This window comes from Hydrogenophaga sp. SNF1 (assembly GCF_034421675.1).
In the GTDB taxonomy this organism is placed as follows: Bacteria; Pseudomonadota; Gammaproteobacteria; order Burkholderiales; family Burkholderiaceae_C; genus Hydrogenophaga; species Hydrogenophaga borbori.
The window spans coordinates 1,649,615-1,671,967 of record NZ_CP139793.1 but is presented as its reverse complement, the minus strand read 5'-3'; the positions used below and the strand labels follow the sequence as shown (position 1 = coordinate 1,671,967).

Annotated in this window: 25 protein-coding genes; 10 read left to right on the top strand and 15 right to left on the bottom strand. The window is 70.1% G+C overall.

All coding sequences use genetic code 11. The annotated features are described in order from the left end of the window. Nucleotides 1-42: 42 nt before the first annotated feature. From SOM08_RS08105 to SOM08_RS08085, 5 genes are read right to left on the bottom strand one after another with little or no spacing between them, the layout of a single operon-like run. Nucleotides 43-756, bottom strand: a complete 714-nt coding sequence (locus SOM08_RS08105) for an ABC transporter ATP-binding protein (RefSeq protein WP_116957574.1) — start codon at nt 754-756, stop codon at nt 43-45. Next, entirely contained in the window at nt 743-1,492 is a 750-nt protein-coding gene (locus tag SOM08_RS08100) for an ATP-binding cassette domain-containing protein (protein WP_116957573.1), read from the bottom strand. The genes SOM08_RS08105 and SOM08_RS08100 overlap by 14 nt, the downstream gene beginning before the upstream one ends. Next, nucleotides 1,489-2,472 (bottom strand): ABC transporter permease subunit, encoded by a 984-nt coding sequence (locus SOM08_RS08095; protein ID WP_322470477.1) that lies wholly within the window; start codon nt 2,470-2,472, stop codon nt 1,489-1,491. Before SOM08_RS08095 ends, SOM08_RS08100 begins: the two co-directional genes overlap by 4 nt. Next, the gene (locus tag SOM08_RS08090) at nt 2,469-3,332 is read right to left on the bottom strand and encodes a branched-chain amino acid ABC transporter permease (RefSeq protein WP_116957572.1); all 864 of its coding nucleotides are present in this window, start codon (nt 3,330-3,332) and stop codon (nt 2,469-2,471) included. Before SOM08_RS08090 ends, SOM08_RS08095 begins: the two co-directional genes overlap by 4 nt. After that, nucleotides 3,332-4,561: an ABC transporter substrate-binding protein gene (locus SOM08_RS08085; protein WP_116957571.1), complete on the bottom strand. Its 1,230-nt coding sequence runs from the start codon at nt 4,559-4,561 to the stop codon at nt 3,332-3,334. Before SOM08_RS08085 ends, SOM08_RS08090 begins: the two co-directional genes overlap by 1 nt. A 208-nt stretch (nt 4,562-4,769) precedes the next feature. On the opposite strand from SOM08_RS08085, the gene SOM08_RS08080 reads away from it, so the two are divergent. Further along, nucleotides 4,770-5,003 carry a hypothetical protein gene (locus SOM08_RS08080; protein WP_116957570.1) on the top strand — a complete coding sequence of 78 codons (234 nt, stop codon included), beginning with the start codon at nt 4,770-4,772 and terminating at the stop codon, nt 5,001-5,003. Between the two features lie 4 nt (nt 5,004-5,007). On the opposite strand, the gene SOM08_RS08075 is transcribed toward SOM08_RS08080, so the two are convergent. From SOM08_RS08075 to SOM08_RS08050, 6 genes are all read right to left on the bottom strand, one after another. Then, nucleotides 5,008-5,460, bottom strand: coding sequence for a hypothetical protein (locus SOM08_RS08075; RefSeq protein ID WP_116957569.1), 453 nt, complete (start codon nt 5,458-5,460; stop codon nt 5,008-5,010). Nucleotides 5,461-5,646: 186 nt separating this feature from the next. Further along, nucleotides 5,647-6,399: a DUF899 domain-containing protein gene (locus SOM08_RS08070; RefSeq protein ID WP_322470476.1), complete on the bottom strand. Its 753-nt coding sequence runs from the start codon at nt 6,397-6,399 to the stop codon at nt 5,647-5,649. A 14-nt stretch (nt 6,400-6,413) separates the two neighbouring features. Further along, nucleotides 6,414-7,070 (bottom strand): PQQ-binding-like beta-propeller repeat protein, encoded by a 657-nt coding sequence (locus tag SOM08_RS08065; RefSeq protein WP_116957567.1) that lies wholly within the window; start codon nt 7,068-7,070, stop codon nt 6,414-6,416. Between the two features lie 45 nt (nt 7,071-7,115). Beyond that, complete coding sequence (locus SOM08_RS08060; protein ID WP_116957566.1) at nt 7,116-8,336, bottom strand: helix-turn-helix domain-containing protein; 1,221 nt, start codon at nt 8,334-8,336, stop codon at nt 7,116-7,118. 46 nt (nt 8,337-8,382) lie between these two features. Continuing rightward, on the bottom strand, nt 8,383-9,174 hold the full coding sequence (map, locus tag SOM08_RS08055; protein WP_116957565.1) for a type I methionyl aminopeptidase: 792 nt from the start codon (nt 9,172-9,174) through the stop codon (nt 8,383-8,385). Further along, a complete protein-coding gene (locus SOM08_RS08050) occupies nt 9,171-9,434 on the bottom strand; it encodes a ParD-like family protein (RefSeq protein ID WP_116957564.1) in 264 nt (87 codons plus the stop codon). The genes map and SOM08_RS08050 overlap by 4 nt, the downstream gene beginning before the upstream one ends. A 163-nt stretch (nt 9,435-9,597) precedes the next feature. Here SOM08_RS08050 and SOM08_RS08045 point away from each other — a divergent pair, with 163 nt between their 5' ends. After that, the gene (locus tag SOM08_RS08045) at nt 9,598-10,167 is read left to right on the top strand and encodes a hypothetical protein (RefSeq protein WP_322470475.1); all 570 of its coding nucleotides are present in this window, start codon (nt 9,598-9,600) and stop codon (nt 10,165-10,167) included. Here SOM08_RS08045 and SOM08_RS08040 read toward each other — a convergent pair. After that, nucleotides 10,158-10,973 carry an IclR family transcriptional regulator gene (locus SOM08_RS08040; RefSeq protein ID WP_116957988.1) on the bottom strand — a complete coding sequence of 272 codons (816 nt, stop codon included), beginning with the start codon at nt 10,971-10,973 and terminating at the stop codon, nt 10,158-10,160. The two genes, SOM08_RS08045 and SOM08_RS08040, sit on opposite strands and share 10 nt — an antisense overlap. Nucleotides 10,974-11,120: 147 nt before the next feature. Between SOM08_RS08040 and SOM08_RS08035 the strand changes: the two genes are divergently transcribed. The 7 genes from SOM08_RS08035 (at nt 11,121) to SOM08_RS08005 (ending at nt 18,830) form a co-directional block, all read left to right on the top strand. Beyond that, nucleotides 11,121-11,933: an SDR family NAD(P)-dependent oxidoreductase gene (locus SOM08_RS08035; protein ID WP_181936404.1), complete on the top strand. Its 813-nt coding sequence runs from the start codon at nt 11,121-11,123 to the stop codon at nt 11,931-11,933. A 47-nt stretch (nt 11,934-11,980) separates the two neighbouring features. Next, nucleotides 11,981-12,997, top strand: a complete 1,017-nt coding sequence (locus tag SOM08_RS08030; RefSeq protein ID WP_116957562.1) for a TRAP transporter substrate-binding protein — start codon at nt 11,981-11,983, stop codon at nt 12,995-12,997. A gap of 90 nt (nt 12,998-13,087) precedes the next feature. Next, complete coding sequence (locus SOM08_RS08025) at nt 13,088-14,968, top strand: TRAP transporter large permease subunit (protein WP_116957561.1); 1,881 nt, start codon at nt 13,088-13,090, stop codon at nt 14,966-14,968. A gap of 17 nt (nt 14,969-14,985) precedes the next feature. Beyond that, nucleotides 14,986-15,978 (top strand): thiamine pyrophosphate-dependent dehydrogenase E1 component subunit alpha, encoded by a 993-nt coding sequence (locus SOM08_RS08020; protein WP_116957560.1) that lies wholly within the window; start codon nt 14,986-14,988, stop codon nt 15,976-15,978. Next, complete coding sequence (locus tag SOM08_RS08015; protein WP_116957559.1) at nt 15,969-16,955, top strand: alpha-ketoacid dehydrogenase subunit beta; 987 nt, start codon at nt 15,969-15,971, stop codon at nt 16,953-16,955. The genes SOM08_RS08020 and SOM08_RS08015 overlap by 10 nt, the downstream gene beginning before the upstream one ends. A 35-nt stretch (nt 16,956-16,990) precedes the next feature. Continuing rightward, nucleotides 16,991-18,007, top strand: a complete 1,017-nt coding sequence (ilvC, locus tag SOM08_RS08010) for a ketol-acid reductoisomerase (protein WP_322470474.1) — start codon at nt 16,991-16,993, stop codon at nt 18,005-18,007. A 25-nt stretch (nt 18,008-18,032) separates the two neighbouring features. Beyond that, complete coding sequence (locus SOM08_RS08005; RefSeq protein ID WP_116960505.1) at nt 18,033-18,830, top strand: SDR family NAD(P)-dependent oxidoreductase; 798 nt, start codon at nt 18,033-18,035, stop codon at nt 18,828-18,830. Between the two features lie 64 nt (nt 18,831-18,894). On the opposite strand, the gene SOM08_RS08000 is transcribed toward SOM08_RS08005, so the two are convergent. Continuing rightward, entirely contained in the window at nt 18,895-19,344 is a 450-nt protein-coding gene (locus SOM08_RS08000; RefSeq protein ID WP_116960506.1) for a carboxymuconolactone decarboxylase family protein, read from the bottom strand. A gap of 214 nt (nt 19,345-19,558) precedes the next feature. Further along, a complete protein-coding gene (locus SOM08_RS07995; protein ID WP_116960507.1) occupies nt 19,559-19,879 on the bottom strand; it encodes a hypothetical protein in 321 nt (106 codons plus the stop codon). Nucleotides 19,880-19,953: 74 nt separating this feature from the next. Between SOM08_RS07995 and SOM08_RS07990 the strand changes: the two genes are divergently transcribed. Then, on the top strand, nt 19,954-20,493 hold the full coding sequence (locus SOM08_RS07990; RefSeq protein WP_322470473.1) for a hypothetical protein: 540 nt from the start codon (nt 19,954-19,956) through the stop codon (nt 20,491-20,493). Between the two features lie 28 nt (nt 20,494-20,521). Here SOM08_RS07990 and SOM08_RS07985 read toward each other — a convergent pair whose 3' ends face one another. Next, nucleotides 20,522-22,297 carry an alkaline phosphatase family protein gene (locus SOM08_RS07985; RefSeq protein WP_322470472.1) on the bottom strand — a complete coding sequence of 592 codons (1,776 nt, stop codon included), beginning with the start codon at nt 22,295-22,297 and terminating at the stop codon, nt 20,522-20,524. Between the last annotated feature and the right edge of the window lie 56 nt (nt 22,298-22,353).

Below are 22,353 nucleotides of genomic sequence, written 5' to 3'. Positions count from 1 at the left end.
TGAAAGTCTTGTTGGAGATCGGCGGGCGCGGGTCGCGCCGCCTCAGCCCGCGAACTCGGCCGACTCGACCAGCGCCGCCATCGCCGCGGCGTCGCTGGCGCGGGCCTCGCGCACGGTGCGGCCCTTCTCCAGCACCACGATGCGGTCGGACAGGGCGCGCAGGAAGTCGAGGTTCTGCTCGACCAGCACGATGGACAGGCGGTGGCGCTCGCGCAGTGCGCGCAGCAGCACCACCATGTCCTCGATGATGGAGGGCTGTATGCCCTCGGTGGGTTCGTCCAGCAGCACCAGCGTGGGCCGCGTGCACAGGCAACGCGCCAGCGCCAGGATCTGCTGCTCGCCACCGCTCAGCAGGCCGCCGGGGCGCTCCAGCAGGCGCGGCAGCGCGGGGAAGTCGGCCAGCACCTCGTCCACCACGCGCGCCGCCTCGCGCCGCCCGTGCACCGAGGCCGCGAACAGCAGGTTCTCGCGCACCGACAGCAGCGGGAAAATGCGCCGGCCCTGCGGCACATAGCCGATGCCCAGCGCCACGCGCCGGTGCGTGGGCAGGCCCGCGATCGACTGGCCCCGCCAGCGCAGCGTGCCCGCCGTCAGCGCGATCTCGCCCACGATGGCGCGCATGAGCGTGGTCTTGCCCATGCCGTTGTGCCCCAGCACGCCGAGGAACTCGCCCTCACCCACCGACAGCGAGACGCCGTCGAGCACGTTGATGCGGCCGTAGCCGCCACGGATGCCTTGCAGTTCAAGCACGCACATGCTCCTCTCGACCCAGGTAGACGTCGCGCACCACGGGATCGGCCAGCACCGCGTCCACGGCGCCGTCGCGCAGCACGGCGCCGCGGTGCAGCACCGTCACGCGCTCGGCAATGCGGCGCACGAAGCGCATGTCGTGCTCCACCACCACGATGGCGCGGCCCGCGCCGCGCATGGACAGGATCAGCTCGGCCGTGCGCGCGGTCTCCTCCTCGCTCATGCCGGCCACCGGCTCGTCCAGCAGCACCAGCAGCGGGTCGGTCGCGAGCACCATGCCCAGCTCCACCCACTGGCGCTGGCCGTGCGAGAGCGCACCCAGCTGGCGCTGGCGCACCGCGCCCAGGCGCAGCTGTTCGAGCACCTCGTCGACCACCGCGCCCACCGGGCGGCGCGCGCGGTGGCGGCCGGCGGCCACGCGCAGGCTGGCGTCCACCGTGAGGCCGTCGAACACGCTGGACACCTGGGTCTTCACGCCCACGCCCAGCCGCGCGATCTCGTGGCGCTCGAAGCCATTGACCTCGCGGCCCAGGATGCGCACGCGGCCCGCGCTCGGCGCCTGCTGGCCCGTGAGCGTCTTGAACAGCGTGCTTTTGCCCGCGCCGTTGGGGCCGATGAGGCAGCGCAGCTCGCCGCGCGCCACGGACAGGTTCACCCGGTCCACCGCCACCACGCCGCCGAAGCGCACGCTCAGGTCTTCGGTGTGGATGGCCAGGTCCTGCGGGGATGCCGGGGCGCTCATGCGGCGCCCCCGTCGCGGCCGGGCATGCGCTCGCGCAGCCAGGGCAGCAGGCCCTTGGGCAGCAGCAGCACGCACAGCACGAAGATCGTGCCCAGCACCAGGTTGGTGTCGGCCAGGCGCGTCTGGCCCAGCCAGGTGGTCAGCCACTGGATCAGCACGCAGCCCAGCACCGGGCCGAGCAGCAGGCCCACGCCACCCACCTGGGCCCAGATGATGATCTGCGCCGCGAAGCTGATGCCGAACACATCGGGTCCGACGAAGCCGCCCCAGGCCGCGTGCAGCGCGCCCGCCAGACCGGCGATGGCCGCGCCGATCACGAACACGCCGAGCTTGTGGGCGCGCGCGTCGTAGCCCAGAAGCTCGGCGCGCAGCTCATGCTCGCGGATCGCCGCGACGACCTGGCCGAAACGCGAACGCACCAGGCCCTCGAGGCCCGCGTAGACCAGGACCAGCAGCACCGCGCTCAGCAGGTAGAGCTGTGCGAAGTCCAGCTCCTGCCCGAACAGCGCGATCGGTGGCACGCCCGGGATGCCGTTGTAGCCACCCAGCGCCACCTCGCCGAGGCGGAAATCCGAGCCCGACACGGTGTTGACCAGATGGAACAGGATCAGCGAAGCGGTCAGCGTGATCACGCCCAGGTAGACGTCGCTGATGCGGCCGTAGAACAGGAAGTAGCCCATCAGCGCCGCGCCCGCCACCGGCAGCAGCAAGGCGGCGCCCAGGGCGATCGCGCTGCCCTGGCCATTGAGCGCCAGCACCGCGTAGGCGTAGGCGCCCAGGCCAAAGAACACCGACTGGCCGAAGCTGAAGATGCCCGCCACGCCCCACACCAGCGCCATGCTCAGCGCCAGGATGGACAAGATCACGTAGACGTTGAGCGTGACCAGCGTGGCCAGGTCCACCAGCCAGGCGACGCCGAACAGCGCCACCACCGCCAGCGCCCACGCCAGCGGCTTGACACCTGCAATGCGTGCGCTCACAGCGACCTCCGGAAGAAGCGGCCGGTGATGCCCGACGGCATGAGGCGCAGCAGCACCACGGCCAGTGCCAGCAGCGCCACGTGCCCGGCCACCGGCGTGGCCCAGCGCGTGACCAGCTCGCTCAGCGTGCCGAACAGCGAACTCGCCACCACCGTGCCCGTGATCGCGTTGGCCCCGCCGGTGATGACGGTGATGAAGGCGCGCGTGACGTAGGCCGTGCCGATGGTGGGCACCGCGCCGGTCAGCGGTGCCATCACCGCGCCCGCCAGGCCGCTGATGGCCGCGCCGGCCGCGAAGGTCCAGGCGTACACGCGCGAGGTGTTCATGCCCAGGGCCTCGGCCATCGGCGCGTTCTGCATGGTGCCGCGCGCCAGCAGGCCGGTGCGCGTGTGGCGCAGCACCCACCAGGTGCCCAGCACCAGCGCGGCGGCGACCGCGATGATCAGCACGCTGTACCAGGAGTCGCGGTAGCCGCCGAGCGTGAAGCTGCCCAGCGGCGCGACCACGCCGCGCTGCTGGAAGCCGAAGGCCCAGGTCGCCAGGCCGATGAGCGCCAGGCTCACGCCCCAGGTGGCGAGGATGGTGTCGAGCATGCGCCCGTAGAGGTGGCGGATGATCAGCCGCTCCAGCGCGTAGCCCACCAGCCCCACCACCGCCGGCGCGACCACGAACATGGCGAGCCAGATGTTGAGGCCGGCCTGCACGCTGAGCACCAGGGTATAGCCGCCGATCATGAGGAACTCGCCGTGTGCGAAGTTCACCACCCGCATCATCCCGAAAACGATGGCCAGGCCCAGGCTGGTGAGCACCAGCAGGGCAATGGCGTAGACGAGGTGGAAGGACAGGACCGCGTAGTCCATCAGATGCGCGGCTCGAACTGCTGGTTGGTGTTCGGGTTCTTCACCAGGTCGCACTGGCCCACCATGTCGATGGCCGTGACCGCTCGGCTCTTGTCCAGCACGCGGTAACCGCCGTCGCGCACCTCGGCCAGGTACATGTCGTAGCTGCAGTGGTGGGTGGCGGGGTCGAGCGCCACCTGGCCGTGCGGCGCGTCGATCGACAGGTTCGACTCCAGCGCCTTGAGCACCGCGTTGCGCTCCAGGCTGCCGGCCTTGGCCACGGCGGCGGCCCACAGCCGCAGCGCCACGTACTCGTTCATCGTGGTGTTGCTCACGTAGTCCTTGTGGCCCGCGTCGCGGTAGGCCTTGATGAAGGCCTTGTTCGAGGGCATGTCCAGCTCCTCGAAATAGTTGGTGCAGACGATCACGCCGTTGGTGATCTCCTTGGGCATGAGCAGGTGCTCGCCCACGTCGCCGAAGGTCTGCGAGGCCAGGGCGACCTTGCCCTTCATGCCCGAGGCCGCCCACTGGCCGTAGAAGCTGCCGTGCGCCGGACCGACGAAGCTGTTGATGATGGCGTTGGGTGCCGCGGCCTGGATCTTGGCGATGGTGGTGTTGAAGTTCGCCGCGTCCATGGGGAACAGCTCCACCCCCACCACCTCGCCGCCGTGCTCGGCCGCGAGCCGGCGGATCCATTTGGCCGAGAGCTGGCCGAAGTTGTAGTCCGCGCCCAGCACGTAGAGCTTCTTGCCGTGGTTCTTGATCAGGTGCGGCACGATGGTGCGCAGCGCGTGGCTGGGCGTCACGCCGGTGAGCACGGTGTTGCGGTCGCACACGCCGCCCTCGTAGGGCATGTTGTAGAAGTAGGGCACGTTGGCGCGGCGCAGCACGGGGCGCACCACCTCGCGCGCGGCGCTGGTCACGCCGCCGAAGGCCACCACGGCCTTGTCGCGCAGCGCCAGCTGCTGGCCGAACTGCGCGTAGAGCTGGTTGTTCGACTGCGTGTCGTATTCGACGATGCGCAGCGGGCGGCCCAGCAGGCCGCCGGCCGCGTTGATCTGGGCCACGCCGAACTTGAGCACGTTGCTCTTGCCGCGCCCGAAGGGCTGCAGCGGGCCGGACATGTCCTGGATGCTGCCGATGACGATCTCATTGCCCTGGGCGCGCGCCAGGGAAGACAGGCCCGCGAGCGGAGCGGCCAGCAGGCCGGAGGCCAGGGTGCCGGTGAAGGCGCGGCGGTTCAGGTTCATTGGAGGTCTCCTCGTCGTTGCCACAAGACCCGGGCGGGTCGAACGGGGAGCGAAGGTATGTCAGGCCAGCGGCGCGGTGGGCCCCACCGGAGCGCGCGGCCCAGCTTCCGCGCAATTTCGGCCGGGTCGGCGCAATCCGGCCCGGATGGGCTGGGCACGCGGCTTGCCGCCGCGCGGCTTTCCCCCACCCAGTTCAAGGAGGTATCACATGGCCCGATGCGAGGTTTGCGGCAACAACTACGACCGATCCTTCCAGATCGTCACGCAGGACAAGACCGTGACCGTGGACAGCTTCGAGTGCGCCATCCACGCCTGCGCGCCCGCGTGCGCGCACTGCGGCTGCAAGGTCATTGGCCACGGCGTGCAGGACGGCGAGCGCATCTTCTGCTGCGCGCATTGCGCCCGCGAGTCGGGCGTGACCGAACTGCAGGACCGCAGCTGATCCCTCAGCGCGATCCTGGTCGCTTGACCGGCCCCTTGCGGGGCGCACCCACGCGGTCGGGCGAGGGCCGGGCCGGCGAATCGTCCATCGGGCGCTCGTGGCCTTCGCGCACGTTGTCCAGGGCATCGCGCGACTGCTGGCGCAGGCGCCGCGCCCCGTCGCTCTGGGGCTCCCGCGCCGAAGGCTTGGGCGCGTCCGAGGCCGCGGCGTTCACCGGGTCGCCCGCGCCGGGTTCAAGGTGCCAGTCCTTGTCGTCGCGCGAAGTGGCGTGCGGCTCCCGTGGCTGAGCAGCCGCACTGGCCGCCACCGGGTCGCTGGCCGGAAAGGTGTTCTCCAGCGCCTCGTCCAAGGCCTCCTGGTAGGTCGGTACCTTGTCCTTTGGTGAGCGCGCCTGACCGGACAGGCGCACGTCCTCCTTCTCCTTCAGGTCCTTCTCTTTCGGGTTGTCGTGTGGCATGGGGCAAGCTCCTTGGCGCCCTGCTGGCCGGCGAAGGCCGGGCACCTGGGGCGCGCTCGACCTGCAATCGATGTTCCTGGACCTGGGCCGTGAGGCGGCGTCAGACCACGCTCAGGCACAGCGGCAGCAAGGCGGGCACCAGGGCCTGGCTCGCGCACCCCAGGTGCCCGAGCACCAGCAGCACCATCAGGCGCGCGAGCCGCAGCATGATCCACCCGCCTTGGCCGCCGGAGCGCTCTCGTAGCGGTCGTGGTGCCGCACCCAGCCCATGGTGTCGTCCAGGCCGTCCTCGTGGCGCCCGCGCGGCGTGAGGTCCAACAGCCGGTAGGTGCCCATCATCACTTCCACCCCGCGCCCGTAGGTCGAGTAGGTGTGGAAGACCTCGCCGGCGCCGTTCTTCGCGAACACGCTCACGCCGGGCATCTCGTCGTTGGCGAAGGGCTGTTGCGCGAAGTTGTAGTGCATGGATTGCGCGGCCACCTCCGCGGGTGTGAAGCTCACGCCGAAGTCGCGGTTGAAGTCGCTGCCATGCGAGGAGACCCAGCGGAAGTTCCAGCCCATGCGGCGGCGGAAGCGCTCGATCTTCGCCAGCGGCGCGCGCGAGATCGCCACGAAACTCACGTCGCGCGCGGCCAGGTGCGCCAGCATGCCGTCGGTGTGGTCGGCCATGTACGAGCAGCTCTTGCAGCCCTGCTCCCAGTCCGGGCCGAGCATGAAGTGCTGCACCAGCAGTTGGCTGTGTCCGTCGAACAGCTCGGCGAGTTCGCGCGGGCCTTCGGGCGTGTCGAACAGGTAGCGCTTGTCCATGCGCACCCAGGGCAGCGCGCGGCGCGCCTCGGCGAGTTCGTCGCCCAGGCGGCTCAGCTCCTTCTCGCGGGCCAGCAGCGCGAGGCGCTGCGCCAGCCATTGCTCTCGGTCGGTGGTGGTGGTCGGGTTCATCTGACGCTCCTGTCTCAAGATTGAAGGGACTTGGGCCGGCGCACGGCGCGCACCTTGCCGCTGGCGCCGCCACCGCAATAGAACAGCTCGGCGCCGTCGGACTCCAAGCCGCTCACGCCCTCGCCGGCCGGCAGGCGCAGACGCTGCAGCACCTCCCCGCTGGCGGGGTCGAGGCGGCGCAGTTCGCTGTCGTCGGCTTCCCAGGTGCCGTGCCACAGCTGGCCGTCGACCCAGGTGACGCCGGTGACGAAGCGGTTGGATTCGATGGTGCGGCGAATCGCGCCGGTCTCGGGGTCGATCTGGTGGATCTTGCGGTCGCGGTACTGGCCCACCCACAGGCTGCCCTCGGCCCAGGTCAGGCCCGAGTCGTAACCCTGGCCCGGCGCGGGAATCGACGACAGCACCTTCCCCGTGGCCGGGTCGATCTTGTCGATGCGCGACTCGGCGATCTGGTAGAGGTGCGTGCCGTCGAAGGCGGTGCCCGCATCGCACGGCTGCTCGATGCGGCGCACGGTCTCGCCGCTGGCGGGGTCGAAGGCCACGATGCGCGGGCCGGTCGCGGCCCACACATGGCGGCCGTCGTAGCTCACGCCGTGGACCTGGGCAGCGCCGTCGAAGGGGCCGTACTCGCGCACGACCTCGGCGGGCTGGATCGATGGTTTGCTCTTCATCGCTTGCTCCTTGAAGGCGCCACACGCGGCGCCTTGAGGTGCACTCTAGTCAAGCGGCAGCGAAGCGGGGAGTAACAAGATCGTCGTGAATCCCGTCAGCGGCGGCGCCAGCCAGCGGCGCGCGCGGGCCTGCCCGATGGCGCGCACACGGCCCTGGTCCTGGAGCTCCGCGAGGGCGCGCTGCACCGTGCGCTGGCTGGCGCCCAGCGCCAGGGCCAGGGCCGACGTGGACCAGGCCGCGCCATCGGACAGCAGCGCCTGCAGCGCCGCCTGTTCGCCCTCGATCGGCGGCGCCAGCACGATCACGGGCCGCTCGTCCCGGGGCACGAGCCGAAAACCGCGCGGCGTGGCCGTGATGTCGGCCACGCCCGCCGCCATGGCGCGCAGGCGGCCGATCTCCACGCGCAGCCGCGCGCGGTGGGTCTCGTCGGGGTGCTTCGTTCGAAAGGCGCGCGCGATGAGCGCTTGTCGGTCCACGTCGCCGGGCCAGGCCTGCGCCAGCGCGAACGCCAGCGCGAACAGCACCGGGCGGCTGGCGAGCGACTGCCACGCCGCGCCCGCGCTGAGGCCGCGCCGGCAGGCGTCCACCACCAGGGCGCGCGACGCGAGCAGCGCCTCCACGTCCTGCAGGCGCAGCACCTGCTCACCACCGCCGCCCACGCGGCGCGCGGCCGGGCGGTCCAGGGCCGCGCGGGCCTCGTTCACCTCGGCGCGCAGCGCGGGCACACCCGCGCGCTCGGCCGCCTGCGTCGCGCGCGCCAGCGCCTGGCGTGCCGGGCCGGTGCGCAGCGAGCGCAGCGCGAGTTCCGCCGCCGTGAGGTGGGCCAGGGCGGCCAGTGGCGGCGGCAGGGCCTGGCCATTCAGCGGCTCCAGCTGCGCGGCGGCCTCGTCCAGCCGCCCCATCAGCAACGGCCAGCGCGCGGCGATCAGTTGCGCCCGCCAGGCATTGGGCCTGTCGCCGCGCGCGGCCAGGGCTTTGGCGGCGGCCATCAACGCGCGCGGCGAGCCCCCCAGCTCGCGCTGGGCCAGCGCCACCTCGGCCTCGGCCACCACGCAGCGCGCGCGGGCCAGGGCCTCGTGCGGTCCGAACCCCTTGCCCGCGCGGCGCAGCAGCTCGCGGGCGCGCGGGTACTCGCCCAGCTGCGCCATCGCGGTGCCGCGCAGGGCCAGCGCGGGCGGGTCTTCGCGCAGCGCCACGCGCTGCAGCGCGCCCAGCGGATCACCAGCGGCGAGCGCGCGGGCGGCAGCGGCGATGAGGGAGTCCATGGGCGCGCAGCTTAGCGAGCTCGCCGCCGCCCGGCCCGGCTGGCACTCACACCGGTGCGTACGCCCCCGTGCCGTCCGGCCAACGGGTCAGCACCTCGCACCCCTCTGGCGTCACGGCCACCATGTGCTCCCACTGCGCCGACAGCGAGCGATCCTTCGTCACGACGGTCCATCCATCGGCCAGGGTGCGCGTCTCGCGCCGGCCGGCGTTGAGCATCGGCTCGATGGTGAAGACCATGCCCGCCTCCAGCCGCAGCCCTTCCCCCCGCTGGCCGTGGTGCGGCACATCCGGCTTGTCGTGGTAGATCTGCCCGATGCCATGTCCGCAGTACTCGCGCACAACGCTGAAGCGCTCGCGGTGCGCGACCGACTGGATGGCATGACCGATATCGCCCAGCGTCGCGCCGGGCCGGACCTGCCGGATGCCGGCGACCAGGGCCTCATAGGTCGCCTCCACCAGGCGGCGGGCCAGGATGCCGGGCTCGCCGACGAAATACATGCGGCTGGTGTCACCGAACCAGCCGTCCTTGTTGACGGCGACGTCGATGTTGACGATGTCGCCCTTCCTCAGGATCTTGTCGGGCGACGGAATGCCGTGACAGACCACCTGGTTGACGGAGGTGAGGATGGTCTTGGGGTAACCGTGGTAGCCCAGGTTCGCGGGAAGGGCGCCTTGCACGTTCACGATGTGCTCGTGGCAGAGGCGGTCGAGCGCCTCGGTGCTCACGCCCGGCACCACGTGGGGCGCAACGGCGCTCAGCACCTCGGCCGCCAGTTGGCCGGCGCGCCGCGCCTTCTCGATGCCCTCGGCGGACTGGATGGCGACGCCCCGGGTCATCCGCGTTTTCCGTTCGATGGCGCGCGGGACTGGCGGCCCCTGCCCTCGGGCGGAACCGCCAGCGCGATGTCCAGCCCGCCCTCGAGTTCGGCCCGGACCAACAGGCGCGCGATCGCCTGGTGGTCCAGGTCCGGGTGCAGCTCGGCCAACATGCCCACACGCATCCAGTGTTCGGCCTGCGCGTTGATGGAGCGGCTGAGCGCGTTGCTCGCCAGGCGCAGGTTCTCGTGCATCTGGTCTGAAATCTTTACGATGCCCATGGGTCTGATTCTATACGAAACATATACGAAGTATATAGAACCGGATGGTGCCTGCGTCCAGGACGCGCCGACAGGGGCACGGCCCCACGGAAACATCTGCGAACACCCTTTCGCCAGCGGTGCGCGCAGACTGCGCGCTGATCCCCACCACCTGCCGCGACCCATGAAGCCCCTCCCCCTCCTGGTCTCCTTGGTCTCCTTGAGCGCCCTGGCCTTGGCGCCCGCCGCGCTGGCACAGGCCCCCGCATCCCAGGCCGTGGCCAAGCCCGCGTCCCAGACGCCGACCCAGAAGCGCGCGCCCCTGGCCCGCTCCGCGGCCAAGGCCGTGGAAGAGGCCACGCCGATCGACGAAGACACCGACGTGTCCCTGAGCGACGCCGAGCTCGCGGTGGCCCAGCGGGTCTACGTCGGCAACATCCCCTGCGAGCTGGGCAACGCCGTGCAGGTCACGCCCGCCAAGCGCCAAGGCTTCTTCATCCTGCAGGTCGACAAGCCCCGCAAGGCGCGCTACTTCATGCACCCGGTGGAAAGCCGCACCGGCGCCATCCGCCTGGAAGACCCGAAACGCGGCGCGCTCTGGCTGCAGTTGGGCAACAAGTCCATGCTCATGAGCCAGAAGCTCGGCCTGCGGGTGGCCGACGAGTGCATGAGCCCCGAGCAGGTGACCCTGGCCGACGAGATGAAGCGCAACCCGCCCAGGAGCATCCTGGAGCCGGCCGAGCCTCACCGATAGGGTGCGGCCTCGCCCTCGCCCTGCGCGGCACGGCTCATCAGGTCCCGGCCGATGTTGAGCATGCGCTCGCCGAGCGCGGCGCGGCGCGTCGGGTGCAGGCGCGATTCGCTGGCCACCAGCACGATGGCGCCCACCGGCCGGCCGTCGCGCTGCTGCAGCGACACCCCCAGCGCCCAGTAGCCCGGCACCACGATGCCCGGGATCACCGCGTAGCCGCGCTCGCGCGTTTCGGCCACCAGGTGGCGGATCACCGCCACCGGCGACTTGGGAAAGTGCTCGTCGATGTAGGGGCCGTTGACCGACAGCGCGTGCTCCACCTCGTCGTCGGGCAGCGCCGCCAGGATGGCCAGGCCACCCGCGCCCACGCCCAGCGGGTGCCGGTCGCCCAGGCGCAGCGCGTCGCTGGGAATCGGACCGTGCCCCGTCTCGCGCGACAGGCAGATCGCCTCCAGCCCCTGCACCACCGAGAAGAACACCCAGTCACCGGTCTCCAGCGCCAGCGCGCGCAGCGAGGCCGTGGCCAGGCGCTGCAGCGAGTAGCTGGGCTCGGCCGCCAGCCCCACCACGAAGGACTCCGGCCCCAGGCGGTAGCAGCGCGTGGCCGGGTCGTGCACCACGAAGCGCTCGTCGGCCAGCGTGTGCGTGAGCCGCACCGCCGTGGCCTTGCTCAGGCCCAGGCGGCGCCCGATCTCGCCGATGCGCAGCCCCTCGGGCTGATGGCGCGCCAGCAGCTTCAGGATGCCCAGCCCCCTTCTCAGGGTCTGCGCGCCGGCGGTTTCGCCGGCCGGTGGTTCGGGTGTGTTCATCTTGGTGAAAACCCGCAAACCGCGGATCACATAGTGGACCGCTTTTGCGGACGGATTCAGGGTTTTCCTCTGACGCAGCCCCGGGTTGTGCTGCCAACATCGGCCCATTCGATTCACATTCTGGACATTCAACCTCACAAGGGCGAGATGGACAACCCCAATCAGCACGGCGGGCGCATCGCCCTGGTCACGGGCGCCGCCAGCGGCATCGGTCTGCAGATCGCGCAAGACCTCGCGCAACAGGGCGCCACGGTCTGCATCGTGGACCGCAACGGCCCGGCGGCCGAACAGGCGGCGCAGGGCATCCGCCAGGCCGGCGGCCAGGCCGAAGCCCTGGTGCTGGACCTGGCCGACGCCGAAGCCATTCAGCGCGCCATGGCCGCGCTGGGGCAGCGCTTCCCTCGGGTGGACATCCTCATCAACAACGCCGGCGTGGTCTCCACGCAGCCGCACGACCAGGTTTCGCTGGCGCAGTGGAACACCACGCTGGCCATCAACCTCACCGCGCCCATGCTGCTCACGCAGGCGGTGCTGCCCGGCATGAAGCGCCAGCGCTGGGGCCGCATCGTCAATGTCTCGTCCATCAGCGGCGTGCGCGCGGGCACCGGCCGCCTGGCCTATGGCAGTTCCAAGGCCGCGCTCATCGCCATGACGGCGCAGTTCGCCATCGAACTCGGCGAGCACGGCATCACCGTCAACGCCATCGCGCCCGGCTTCGTGGACACGCCCATGATCCGCACCCTGCACGGCAGCTCGAAGGCCAGCACCTACCTCGACGTCTGCCCCATGCACCGCTTCTGCTCGCCGGCCGAGGTCTCGGCCGCCGCGCTGTTCTTCGCCTCCGAGCAGGCCAGCTTCGTCACCGGCCAGACCCTGGGCGTGGACGGTGGCTACCTCGCCAGCGGCCTGTACATGCGCCAGCTGTTCGACATTCCCGCCGCCACCGCGCCCGCCGCCTGAGCCGCACCGCTTTCCCCGCCAGTCCCACCACACAGAGGAGACACACGATGAGCCTTTCCCGCCGCACCCTGATCAAGGCCACGGGCATCACCGCGGCCAGCATTGCCGCGCCGCTGAAGCTGGCGTACGGCCAGAACGCCGAGTTCACCTTCAAGTACGCCAACAACCAGCCGCCGCAGCACCCCATGAACGTGCGCGCCAAGGAAGCGGTGGAGGCCATCAAGAAGGAAACCAACGGCCGCATGGACATCCAGCTGTTCCCCAGCAACCAGCTCGGCTCCGACACCGACACGCTGAGCCAGCTGCGCTCGGGCGGCGTGGAGATGTTCAACCTCTCCGGCCTCATCCTGTCCACCCTGGTCACGCCAGCCGCGCTCAACGGCCTGGGCTTCGCCTTCCCCAACTACGACGCCGTGTGGAAGGCCATGGACGGCGACGTCGGTGCCTACATCCGCGCGCAAATCGCCAAGGCCAACCTGCACGCGCTCGACCGCATCTGGGACAACGGCTTCCGCCAGACCACCTCGTCCACCAAGCCCATCAACACGCCGGCCGACCTCGAGGGTTTCAAGATCCGCGTGCCGGTGTCGCCGATGTGGACCTCGATGTTCAAGGCTTTCGGCTCCTCGCCGATCTCGATCAACGCGTCCGAGATGTACACGGCCCTGCAGACCAAGGTGGCCGATGGACAGGAGAACCCGTTCGCGGTCATCTCCAACTTCAAGCTCTACGAGGTGCAGAAGTACTGCTCGCTCACCAACCACATGTGGGACGGCTTCTGGACGCTGATCAACCGCCGCGCCTGGGACCGCCTGCCGCCCGACGTGCGCGACATCGTGACCAAGCACATCAACGCCGCCGCCGTGAAGGAGCGCGTGGACGTGGCCGCCAACGAGGCCACGCTGCAGAAGGACCTCACGGCCAAGGGCATCGTCTTCAACTCGCCCGCCACCGCGCCCTTCCGCGAGAAGCTGCGCAGCGCCGGCTTCTACGCCGAGTGGAAAGCCAAGTTCGGCGACGAGGCCTGGGCGGTGATGGAGAAGTACACCGGCAAGCTGGGCTGAAAAAATGAACCCCCACGCTCATCACTTCGTGTATTCGCTGCCCCCCAAGGGGGCGCAGACCGCCCTTGGGGCGGCCCGGCGGGCGGTCCGATGAGCGAACTCATCGCCGGCACCTCCGCCGACGCCGACGGCGCCTTCAAGGGCGCCGTCCTTCACGACACGCGCCGCAGCCCGCTCTGGCTCAAGCCGCTGGAGGCCGTCTCGGCCCTCCTGATGCTCAACATCACGGTGCTGCTGCTCGTGGGCGTGATCTCGCGCTACCTGTTCAACCAATCCCTGGTGTGGTCCGACGAGGTCGTCTCGATCTCCTTCATCTGGCTCACCATGCTGGGCGCGGCCATCGCGGTTCACCGCAACGAGCACCTGCGCCTGGGCCTGTTCGTCGACCTGCTGCCGCCGCGCCTGCGCGAGTTCGTGCACGCCTTCGCGCTGGTGGCCATCGCCGCCGTGCTGCTGGCGCTCGTCGGCCCGGCCATCGACTACGCCAGGGACGAGTGGTTCATCCACACGCCGGCGCTCGACCTGCCCAACACCTTCCGCGTCAGCTCCATCGCTTTCGGCTTCATCGCCATGCTGGCCCTCATCGTGCAGTACGCGGGCCGCTCGGCACGCAAGCTCGACCTGGCGCTGGCGGTGCTGCTGGTGGCGGCCGTCGCGGGCCTGTGCTGGCACTTCTCGCCGCAGCTCATGAAGCTGGGCACGGCCAACATCGGCCTCGTGCTCATCGGCTTCGCCGCCGTCTGCCTGGTGGCCGGCGTGCCCATCGCCTTCTGCTTCGGCATTGGCGCGGTGTGCTACCTGGCCTTCACCACGCACGTGCCGCTCACCGTGGTCATCGGTCGCATGGACGAGGGCATGTCCAGCCTGGTGCTGGTGTCGGTGCCGATCTTCGTGCTGCTGGGCTGCATCCTCGACGCCACCGGCATGGGCAAGGCCATCGTCGACTTCCTGGGCTCGCTGCTCGGGCACGTCAAGGCCGGCATGTCCTACGTGCTGCTGGGCTCGCTGTTCATCGTCTCGGGCATCTCGGGCTCCAAGGTGTCGGACATGGCCACCGTGGCCCCCGCCCTCTTCCCGGAGATGAAGCGCCGCGGCCACAAGCCGCGCGAGATGGTGGCCTTGCTGGCCACCGGCGCGGCCATGGCCGACACCGTGCCGCCCAGCATCGTGCTCATCGTGCTGGGCGCGGTGGCCGGCGTGTCCATCGCGGGCCTGTTCCAGGCCGGCTTCGTCATCGCCATGGTGCTGCTGGCCGTGCTGCTGGTGCTGGCGCGCTGGAAGGCGCGCCACGAGGACATGAGCCACACCCAGCGCGCGCCGATGCAGATGGTGGGCCGCTTCCTGCTCATCGCCGCGCCCGCCCTGGTGCTGCCCTTCCTCATCCGCGCCGCGGTGGGCGAAGGCGTGGCCACCGCCACCGAGGTCTCCACCGTCGCCGTGGTCTACGCCCTGTTCGTGGGCCAGGTGATGTACGGCGGCATCGGCCTGCGCAAGTTCTACGACATGCTGGTGGAAACCGCCGCGCTCTCGGGCGTGGTGCTGCTGGTGCTGGGCTCGGCCTCGGCCATGGCCTGGTCCATCACGCAAAGCGGCGTGGTGCAGCACCTCTCCGGCTTCATGACCACGCTGCCCGGCGGCTGGGTCGGCTTCATGGCCGTCACCATCCTGGTCTTCGTGGCCCTGGGCTGCCTGCTCGAAGGCCTGCCCGCCGTGCTGCTGCTGGCGCCCATCATGTTCCCCATCGCGCACAAGCTGGGCATCAACGACGTGCACTACGCCATGGTCATCGTCTGCGCCATGAACATCGGCCTGATGATGCCCCCCATCGGCGTGGGCTTCTACATCGCCTGCCGCATCGGCGACGCACCGCCCGACGAGGTGATCGGCGCCATCTGGCCCTACCTCATCGCGCTGCTGGTGGGCGTGCTGATCATCGCGGCCGTGCCGGGCATCACCACCCTGGCCTTGTGACCCATCCCACTGTCTCCATGATCGATCTCTACCGGACCATGGCGCGCATTCGCGCCTTCGAACTCGCGGCCGAGGTGGCCAGCCAGGGTGGCGTGGGCGTGCTCGGCGCCAAGGTGGACGAGCGCGCCAAGGTGCGCGGTCCCCTGCACCTGTCCATCGGACAAGAGGCCGTGGCCGCCGGCGTCTGCGCCCACCTCACGCGCGAGGACCTGCTCACCAGCACCCACCGCGGCCACGGCCACACCCTGGCCAAGGGCGGCGACATGCGCCGCATGATGGCCGAGCTGTTCGGCCGCGCCGGCGGCAGCAACGGCGGCAAGGGCGGCTCCATGCACATCGCCGATTTCTCGGTCGGCATGCTGGGCGCCAACGGCGTGGTCACGGCCGGCCTGCCCATCGCCTGCGGCGCGGCGCAGGCGCTCAAGCTGCAAGGCAAGCCCCAGCTCGTGGCCTGCTTCTTCGGCGACGGCGCCACCAACCGCGGTCCCTTCCTTGAATCGCTGAACTGGGCCGCCGTCTACCGGCTGCCCGTGCTCTTCGTCTGCGAGGACAACCGCTACTCCGCCACCACCGCCACCGCCGGCCTGAGCGCCGGCCCCGGCGTGGCCGCGCGCGCGGCGGCGCTGGGCGTGCCCGGCGAAACCGCCGACGGCAACGACGTGGAAGCCGTGCACGCGGCGGCCGGCCGCCTGGTCGCCAGGATCCACGCGGGCGAAGGCCCGCAGCTGTTGCACGCCCTCACCTGGCGCGTGCGCGGCCACGTCTCGGTGGACACGCAGGGCTACCGCGACCCGCAGGACCTGCAAGGCGCCATCGACGCCGACCCGCTGCGCCGCGCGCGCGAACGCGCCCTGGCGCGCGGCGCCACGCTGGCCCAGCTCGACGCCATCGACGCCGAGGTGCGCGCCGAGATCGACGACGCCGTGGCCTTCGCCGACGCCTCGCCCGCGCCCGACCCGTCCAGCGCGTTCACCGACATCCAGACCACCGGAGCCGGCCCATGGCACTGATCCGAACCACCTACGCCGACGCCGCCGTGCGCGCCCTGGCCAACGCCATGCGCGCCGACCCCCGCGTCGTGGTGCTGGGCGAGGACGTGGGTCGCGGCGGCATCTTCCAGCAATACAAGGGCCTGCAGGCCGCTTTCGGGCCGGAGCGCGTGATCGACACGCCCATCTCCGAGGCCACCATCGTCGGCGCCGGCGTGGGCATGGCGCTCGTGGGCATGCGCCCCGTGGTGGAAATGCGCGTGGTCGACTTCGCGCTCTGCGCCATGGACGAGATCGTCAACCAGGCCGCCAAGAACCGCTACATGTTCGGCGGACAGGGCCGCGTGCCGCTGGTGATGCGGCTGCCCATCGGCTTCTGGTCCAACTCGGCGGCGCAGCACTCGCAAAGTCTGGAAGCCTGGTTCGCCCACCTGCCCGGCGTGGTGGTGATGTGCCCCGCCACCCCGCAGGACAACTACAGCATGCTCACCCAGGCCCTGCGCGGCGAGGACCCGGTGATCTACATGGAGAACAAGGAACTCTGGGGCCTGGAAGGCGACGTGGACGAATCCCTCGTCGCCACGCCCGGCCGCGCGAACGTTCTGCGGCGCGGCGATGACCTCACCCTTGTGAGCTGGTCCGCCGCCGTGCGCACCGCCAGCCAGGCCGCCGACGAGCTGGCCGCGTTGGGCGTGCGCGCCAGCGTCATCGACCTGGGCACGCTCTGGCCCTGGGACCGCGACACCGTGCTGGCCGACTGCGCGCGCACGCGCCGCCTGCTGGTGGTGCACGACGCGGTGCAGGCCGGCGGCTTCGGCGCCGAGGTGGCCGCCACCGCCGCGCAGGCCACGGGCTGCCGCATCGGTCGCCTGGGCGCGCCGCGCATTCCCGTGGGCTACGCCACGCGCCTGGAGACCGTGGCCCGCGTCTCCCCGTCCGCCGTCGTCGAGGCGGCGCAACAGCTCATGGCCGACGCCGCGCAGGCAACGGCCGCCTGACCCCCCTTCCGTTTTCACCCACCACAGACAAGACCATGAAAGTTTTCTACGACAAGGACTGCGATCTGTCCCTCATCAAGGGCAAGACGGTCGCGATCATCGGCTACGGCAGCCAGGGCCACGCGCACGCGCAGAACCTCAACGACAGCGGGGTGAAGGTGGTGGTGGGCCTGCGCAAAGGGGGCGCGAGCTGGGACAAGGTGGGCAAGGCGGGGCTGAAGGTGCTGGAGGTCAACGAGGCGGTGAAGTCCGCCGACGTGGTGATGATCCTGCTGCCCGACGAGCAGATCGCCGAGGTCTACCGCAACAACGTGGAGCCGAACATCAAGCAGGGCGGCTCGCTGGCCTTCGCGCACGGCTTCAACGTGCACTACAACCAGGTGGTGCCGCGCGCCGACCTGGACGTGTGGATGGTGGCGCCCAAGGCGCCGGGCCACACGGTGCGCAGCACCTACGCGCAGGGCGGCGGCGTGCCGCACCTGGTGGCGGTGCACCAGGACAAGAGCGGCAAGGCGCGCGACCTGGCGCTGAGCTACGCCATGGCCAACGGTGGCGGCAAGGCCGGCATCATCGAGACCAACTTCAAGGAAGAGACCGAGACGGACCTGTTCGGCGAGCAGGCGGTGCTGTGCGGCGGCGCGGTCGAGCTGATCAAGATGGGCTACGAGACGCTGGTGGAAGCCGGCTACGCGCCCGAGATGGCCTACTTCGAGTGCCTGCACGAGCTGAAGCTGATCGTGGACCTGATCTATGAGGGCGGCATCGCCAACATGAACTACTCGATCTCCAACAACGCGGAGTACGGTGAGTACGTGACGGGCCCGGAGGTGATCAACGAGCAGTCGCGCGCGGCCATGCGCAACGCGCTCAAGCGCATCCAGAACGGCGACTACGCCAAGACGTTCATCCTGGAAGGGCGCACGGGCTACCCCAGCATGACGGCGCGCCGGCGCAACACGGCCGAGCACAGCATCGAGGTGGTGGGTGCCCAGCTGCGCGCCATGATGCCCTGGATCGCCAAGAACAAGCTGGTCGACCAGAGCCGCAACTGATCCCGAACGAAGGAACGCCCACGCCATGCCGCAGGACGTACAGGAACACAAGGTCGCCATCGTCACGGGCGCCGCGCGTGGCATCGGCCTGGCCAGCGCGCGCTGGTTCCTGGCGCGCCAGTGGCGCGTGGTCATCGTCGACAAGGACGCGCCCGCGCTGAACGCGGCGCGTGAGCAACTCGAATGGGAAGCGCCGGGCCGCTCGCTGGCCCTGCCCGCCGACGTGTCCCACCCGGCGCAGGTGGCCGACGTGGTCGCGACCGTGGACACCACCTGGCAGCGCATCGATGCGCTGGTGAACAACGCGGGCGTGGCCGTCTTCAAGCCGCTGGTGCAGACCAGCTTCGAGGAGTGGCGCTACGTGATGGCCACCAACCTCGACGGCGCCTACCTCTGCAGCCAGGCCGTGGTACCGGTGATGCGCCGCCAGGGCGGCGCCATCGTCAACATCGCCTCCATCTCGGGCCTGCGCGCGAGCACGCTGCGCGTGGCCTATGGCACCAGCAAGGCCGCGCTCATCCACCTGACCAAGCAGCAGGCGGTGGAGCTCGCGGGCCTGGGCATCCGCTGCAACGCCATCGCGCCCGGTCCGGTGGAAACGGCCATGGCCCGGCAGGTGCACACGGCGGAGATCCGCGCCGACTACCATGCGGCGGTGCCGCTGGCGCGCTACGGTTCGGAAGAGGAAATCGCCAACGGCATCGGCTTCCTCTGCTCGCCGGAAGCCAGCTACGTCACCGGCCAGGTGCTGGCGGTGGACGGCGGCTTCGATGCGGCGGGGGTGGGCCTGCCCACGCTGCGGCGGGATTTCGGCGGGGTCTGAGGCGCTCGCCTTCTTTCGGGTGTTGAAACGCCCGCCCATGGGCATCCTCTGCCGACAGGTCCTTTCAGATCCTTGCGCGAGGCTTGAGTCGGAAACTGACGCCGAGCCGGTTGATCGCGTTCATGGCGGCAATGGTCAGGGTGAGGTCCACCAGATCCTTCTCGCCGAACACGGCCAGCGCCGCGGCGTACGCCTCGTCGGAGGCATGCGTTTCGCTCACGCGCGTCACTTCTTCCGACCAGGCCAGCGCGGCACGCTCTTGCTCAGTGAACAGGTACTCGGCCTCGTGCCAGACCGGCACCAGCACGGCCTTGTCGACGGACACGCCTTCTTTGATCAGGTCGCGGGTGTGAATGTCGATGCAGTGGGCACAGCCGTTGATCTGCGACACACGCAGGAATACCAGATGGATGAGCGTGCTGGGCAGCTTCGTGTCGTTCACGACATAGTGATGCAAGGCGCCAATGGCCTTGGCGCCTTCGGGAGATACAGCAAACCAGTTCGCGCGATTCATGAGGATCGATCCTTCCTATGGGTGGGCTTTGACGGCCAGGACTCGGCCAGTCCCCCATAAGACGGACCACCTCCGCGCCTTGTGACAACCGGCGGCGGTGCGGGCCCCGCAGACGCGCCTCAACAGGGCCTTGATGCGTCGCCCACGCCTGCACCACGCCTGTGGCGCCCGCCCCTGGCGGGCCCACCCGCTGGCGCGCGCCAGGCAACGGCCCTCACTCCCGCTCCACCCAGGCCCCGCCCTCCTCGTCCCGGCACCACTGCCGCCAGCCGTGGCGGTAGGCGTGCTGCACGTAGGGGCCGCGCAGGATGCGGGCGTCGGCTTCGGTGCTGTGCTCCTGGCCCAGCAGGTGGACCGCGCCGGCCCAGGCGCCGACCCGCGTGGGCCGGGCGCGGCGCAGGGCTTCGTCCGCGAGGGCCGCCGCCTGCTCCACCGAGCCCGCGCGCACCAGGAAGCCCGTGTCCGGCCCATTGGGGCCGCCGGTGAAGGGGTCGTCGGCGTCGTTGCCCCAGCGGATGACTTCGTACAGGTTCATGAAAAACGTCACCCGTTCCAAGGGCCGGGGCAGTGTACCGTCGGGGGCCCGACCAACCGTCCCCGAGCCCTCGCATGAAGCCCGCCCCGATCCTCGCCGCCGCCCTGCTCGCGCTGTGTTTCACCGCCGGGGCCCAAGCCCAAGGCAACACGGGCAAGCTCGACTTCCAGCCGCCGGACCTGCCGGCCGAGCTCAAGGGCCTGCAGAGCCTGCAGCAGATCGGCGGCGCCTGCGACATGCTCTTCAACCGCACCACCAAGACCCTCAGCCAGGCGTACTTCAAGTCCACCGACAGCGCGCGGGCCGGCACGGTCTTCGGCTGGATGCGCGACCTGTCCGCGCGCCGGCACGCGCTGGACACCGCCGGCTTGACGGGCATGGGCATCGTGCCGGCCGACATCCCGGTGATCCAGCAAGCCTTTCGCGCGCCGAACATGAGCCCCGCCGGCATGGAGCGAGCCTTCAAGTTCTGCGACGACCTGGGCGACTCGGTCACGGTGGCGGTCAAGCAGGCGCTGGACGCCAGCGAGTGGGCGGACTATCAGGCCCAGGTGTCCAAGCGCACGCTCAAGGCGCTGATGGACAACGCCCCCGCCGAAAAGAAAGCCAACTGAGAAAGCCAACCGAGGCGGCCCGCCCGCCTCACTGCACCGGCGCCACCGCCAGCAGGTGGTTCGAGAAGCTGGTCTCGGTCTCGCAGCGCCAGGTCGCCCACAGCTTGCAGCCCTCGGGCGTGCCCTCGTCCAGCTCCAGCGCGAGCCAGTTGCGCGCCGCCATCACGTGCTTGTCGTGGCCGGGGAACAGCATCATCTCGGCCACGTACATCACGTCGATGGCCTGCGGGTGCTTGGCGCTCGAATTCAGCCACGACAGGAACAGGCGCTCCATCACGCCCATGAGCGAGGGGTGCACCACCGCCGACGAGGTGAACTGGTGCATCTGCGACCAGGTCTCGGAGGCCGGCAGGTCCTTGCGGTAGGCCGTGCCCCAGGCCGCCACGTGCACGTCGCCCGAGACCAGCGACACACGGATCTTCTTGTCCTTGGCCAGGGCCGAGAACACCTCCAGCAGGCGCTTGCGCTCGCCCTCGTGGTCGTCGTGCGACCAGTGGTCCTTCAGGTCGTCGGCGTTGCTGTCGGTCACGTGGTCGGCGCCGAACTTGTCGAGCAGCAGCTCGGCCAGCGAGAGCTTGGGGTGCACCACCGGCACCGAGGACATGAACAGCAGGTGCCGGCAGGGCTTGGTCTTCGCCGGGCTGTCGCTGCCCGGCAGCGCGTTCAGCCAGGCCTTGACCTGGCGCCAGGTGTCGGTGCCCATCACCTGATGGCGCGAGCGCTCGGTGCGCAGGTCGGCCGCCACGATGGCCAGCGGGCCGATCGGGTACACCGAGGAGAAGCCCGGCTGGGCATCGAGCAGCGGCAGGGCCAGCGGGTCCTTCGCCAAGGCTTTTGTCCAGCCGATGGGCCGGTACATCGGGTCTTGCGTCGAAAAACCCTGCGGTGTCGCGTCTTGCAGCTCGGGCAACTCGTCCAGCGCGTGCTGCATCTGGAACACCCAGAAGGCGCGCCGCGCGTGGCGGAACAGGGCCTGGAACAGCGGGCTGTGCTGCATCTCGCCGCTGTACGACCCCCAGCCGTCGAAGATGTCGTGGTCGTCCCACATCATGATGGTGGGGATGCGCGACATGGCCGTTGCGGCATCCAGTGAAGGCAATGTCGACGACCAGGCGTTTCTGTCCTTCGGCAGCCAGCGCTGGCGGTACAGGCCAAAGTAATACGCCTCGATCTTGCGCTCCAGCGCGGCCGTCACCGGAAAACTCAGTTGGTCCGCGCGCGGCAGCGCCACCCACTGGCGCAGCGCATCGATCTCTTCCCAGATGGAATCGAAGTAGATCTGGTCGCCGCCCATGAGCATGAGGTGGAAGCGCTGCAACTGCTTGTCGTGGATGCGGCGCTCGTGGTACAGCTGTTCCTTGTCCAGCAGCTTGGGCTCGCCCGAGGGCAGCGGCACGCGCAAAGACTTGTCGTGGCTGAACAGCAGGTCTTCCCACACGGCGTTGGAGGTGCGCACCAGCTTGCGCATCACCGCCGGGTCCGAGAAGCCGTTGCACGACACGTAGGCCATTCGCGGCGCCTCGTCCTTGGCCGGCACGGTCATCGCCCAGCTCGGCCCGCCGGCGATGCCGTAGTCGACCAAGCGCTCACCCTTGAGCAGCTTGCACGACAGGTCGTAGCGCAGGTAGCGCTCGCCTGGCGTGAGCAGCAGCTCGCGCGGCCTGGGGCAAGGCTTGCCCTCCACCTCCATGGCCGGAATGGGCGCAGCCTCTTTCAGGCCGATGAGCGCGGTGACTTTCCAGATGCCGCCCGCGCTGCCCCGAAAGGACAGCACGGGGCCGACGAGCAGGTCTTTGTCGTTCATGGGGTTCTCCGTCCGGATGGGTTGGGGGTTGGGGCAGGCCCCGCGAGCATGCGCGG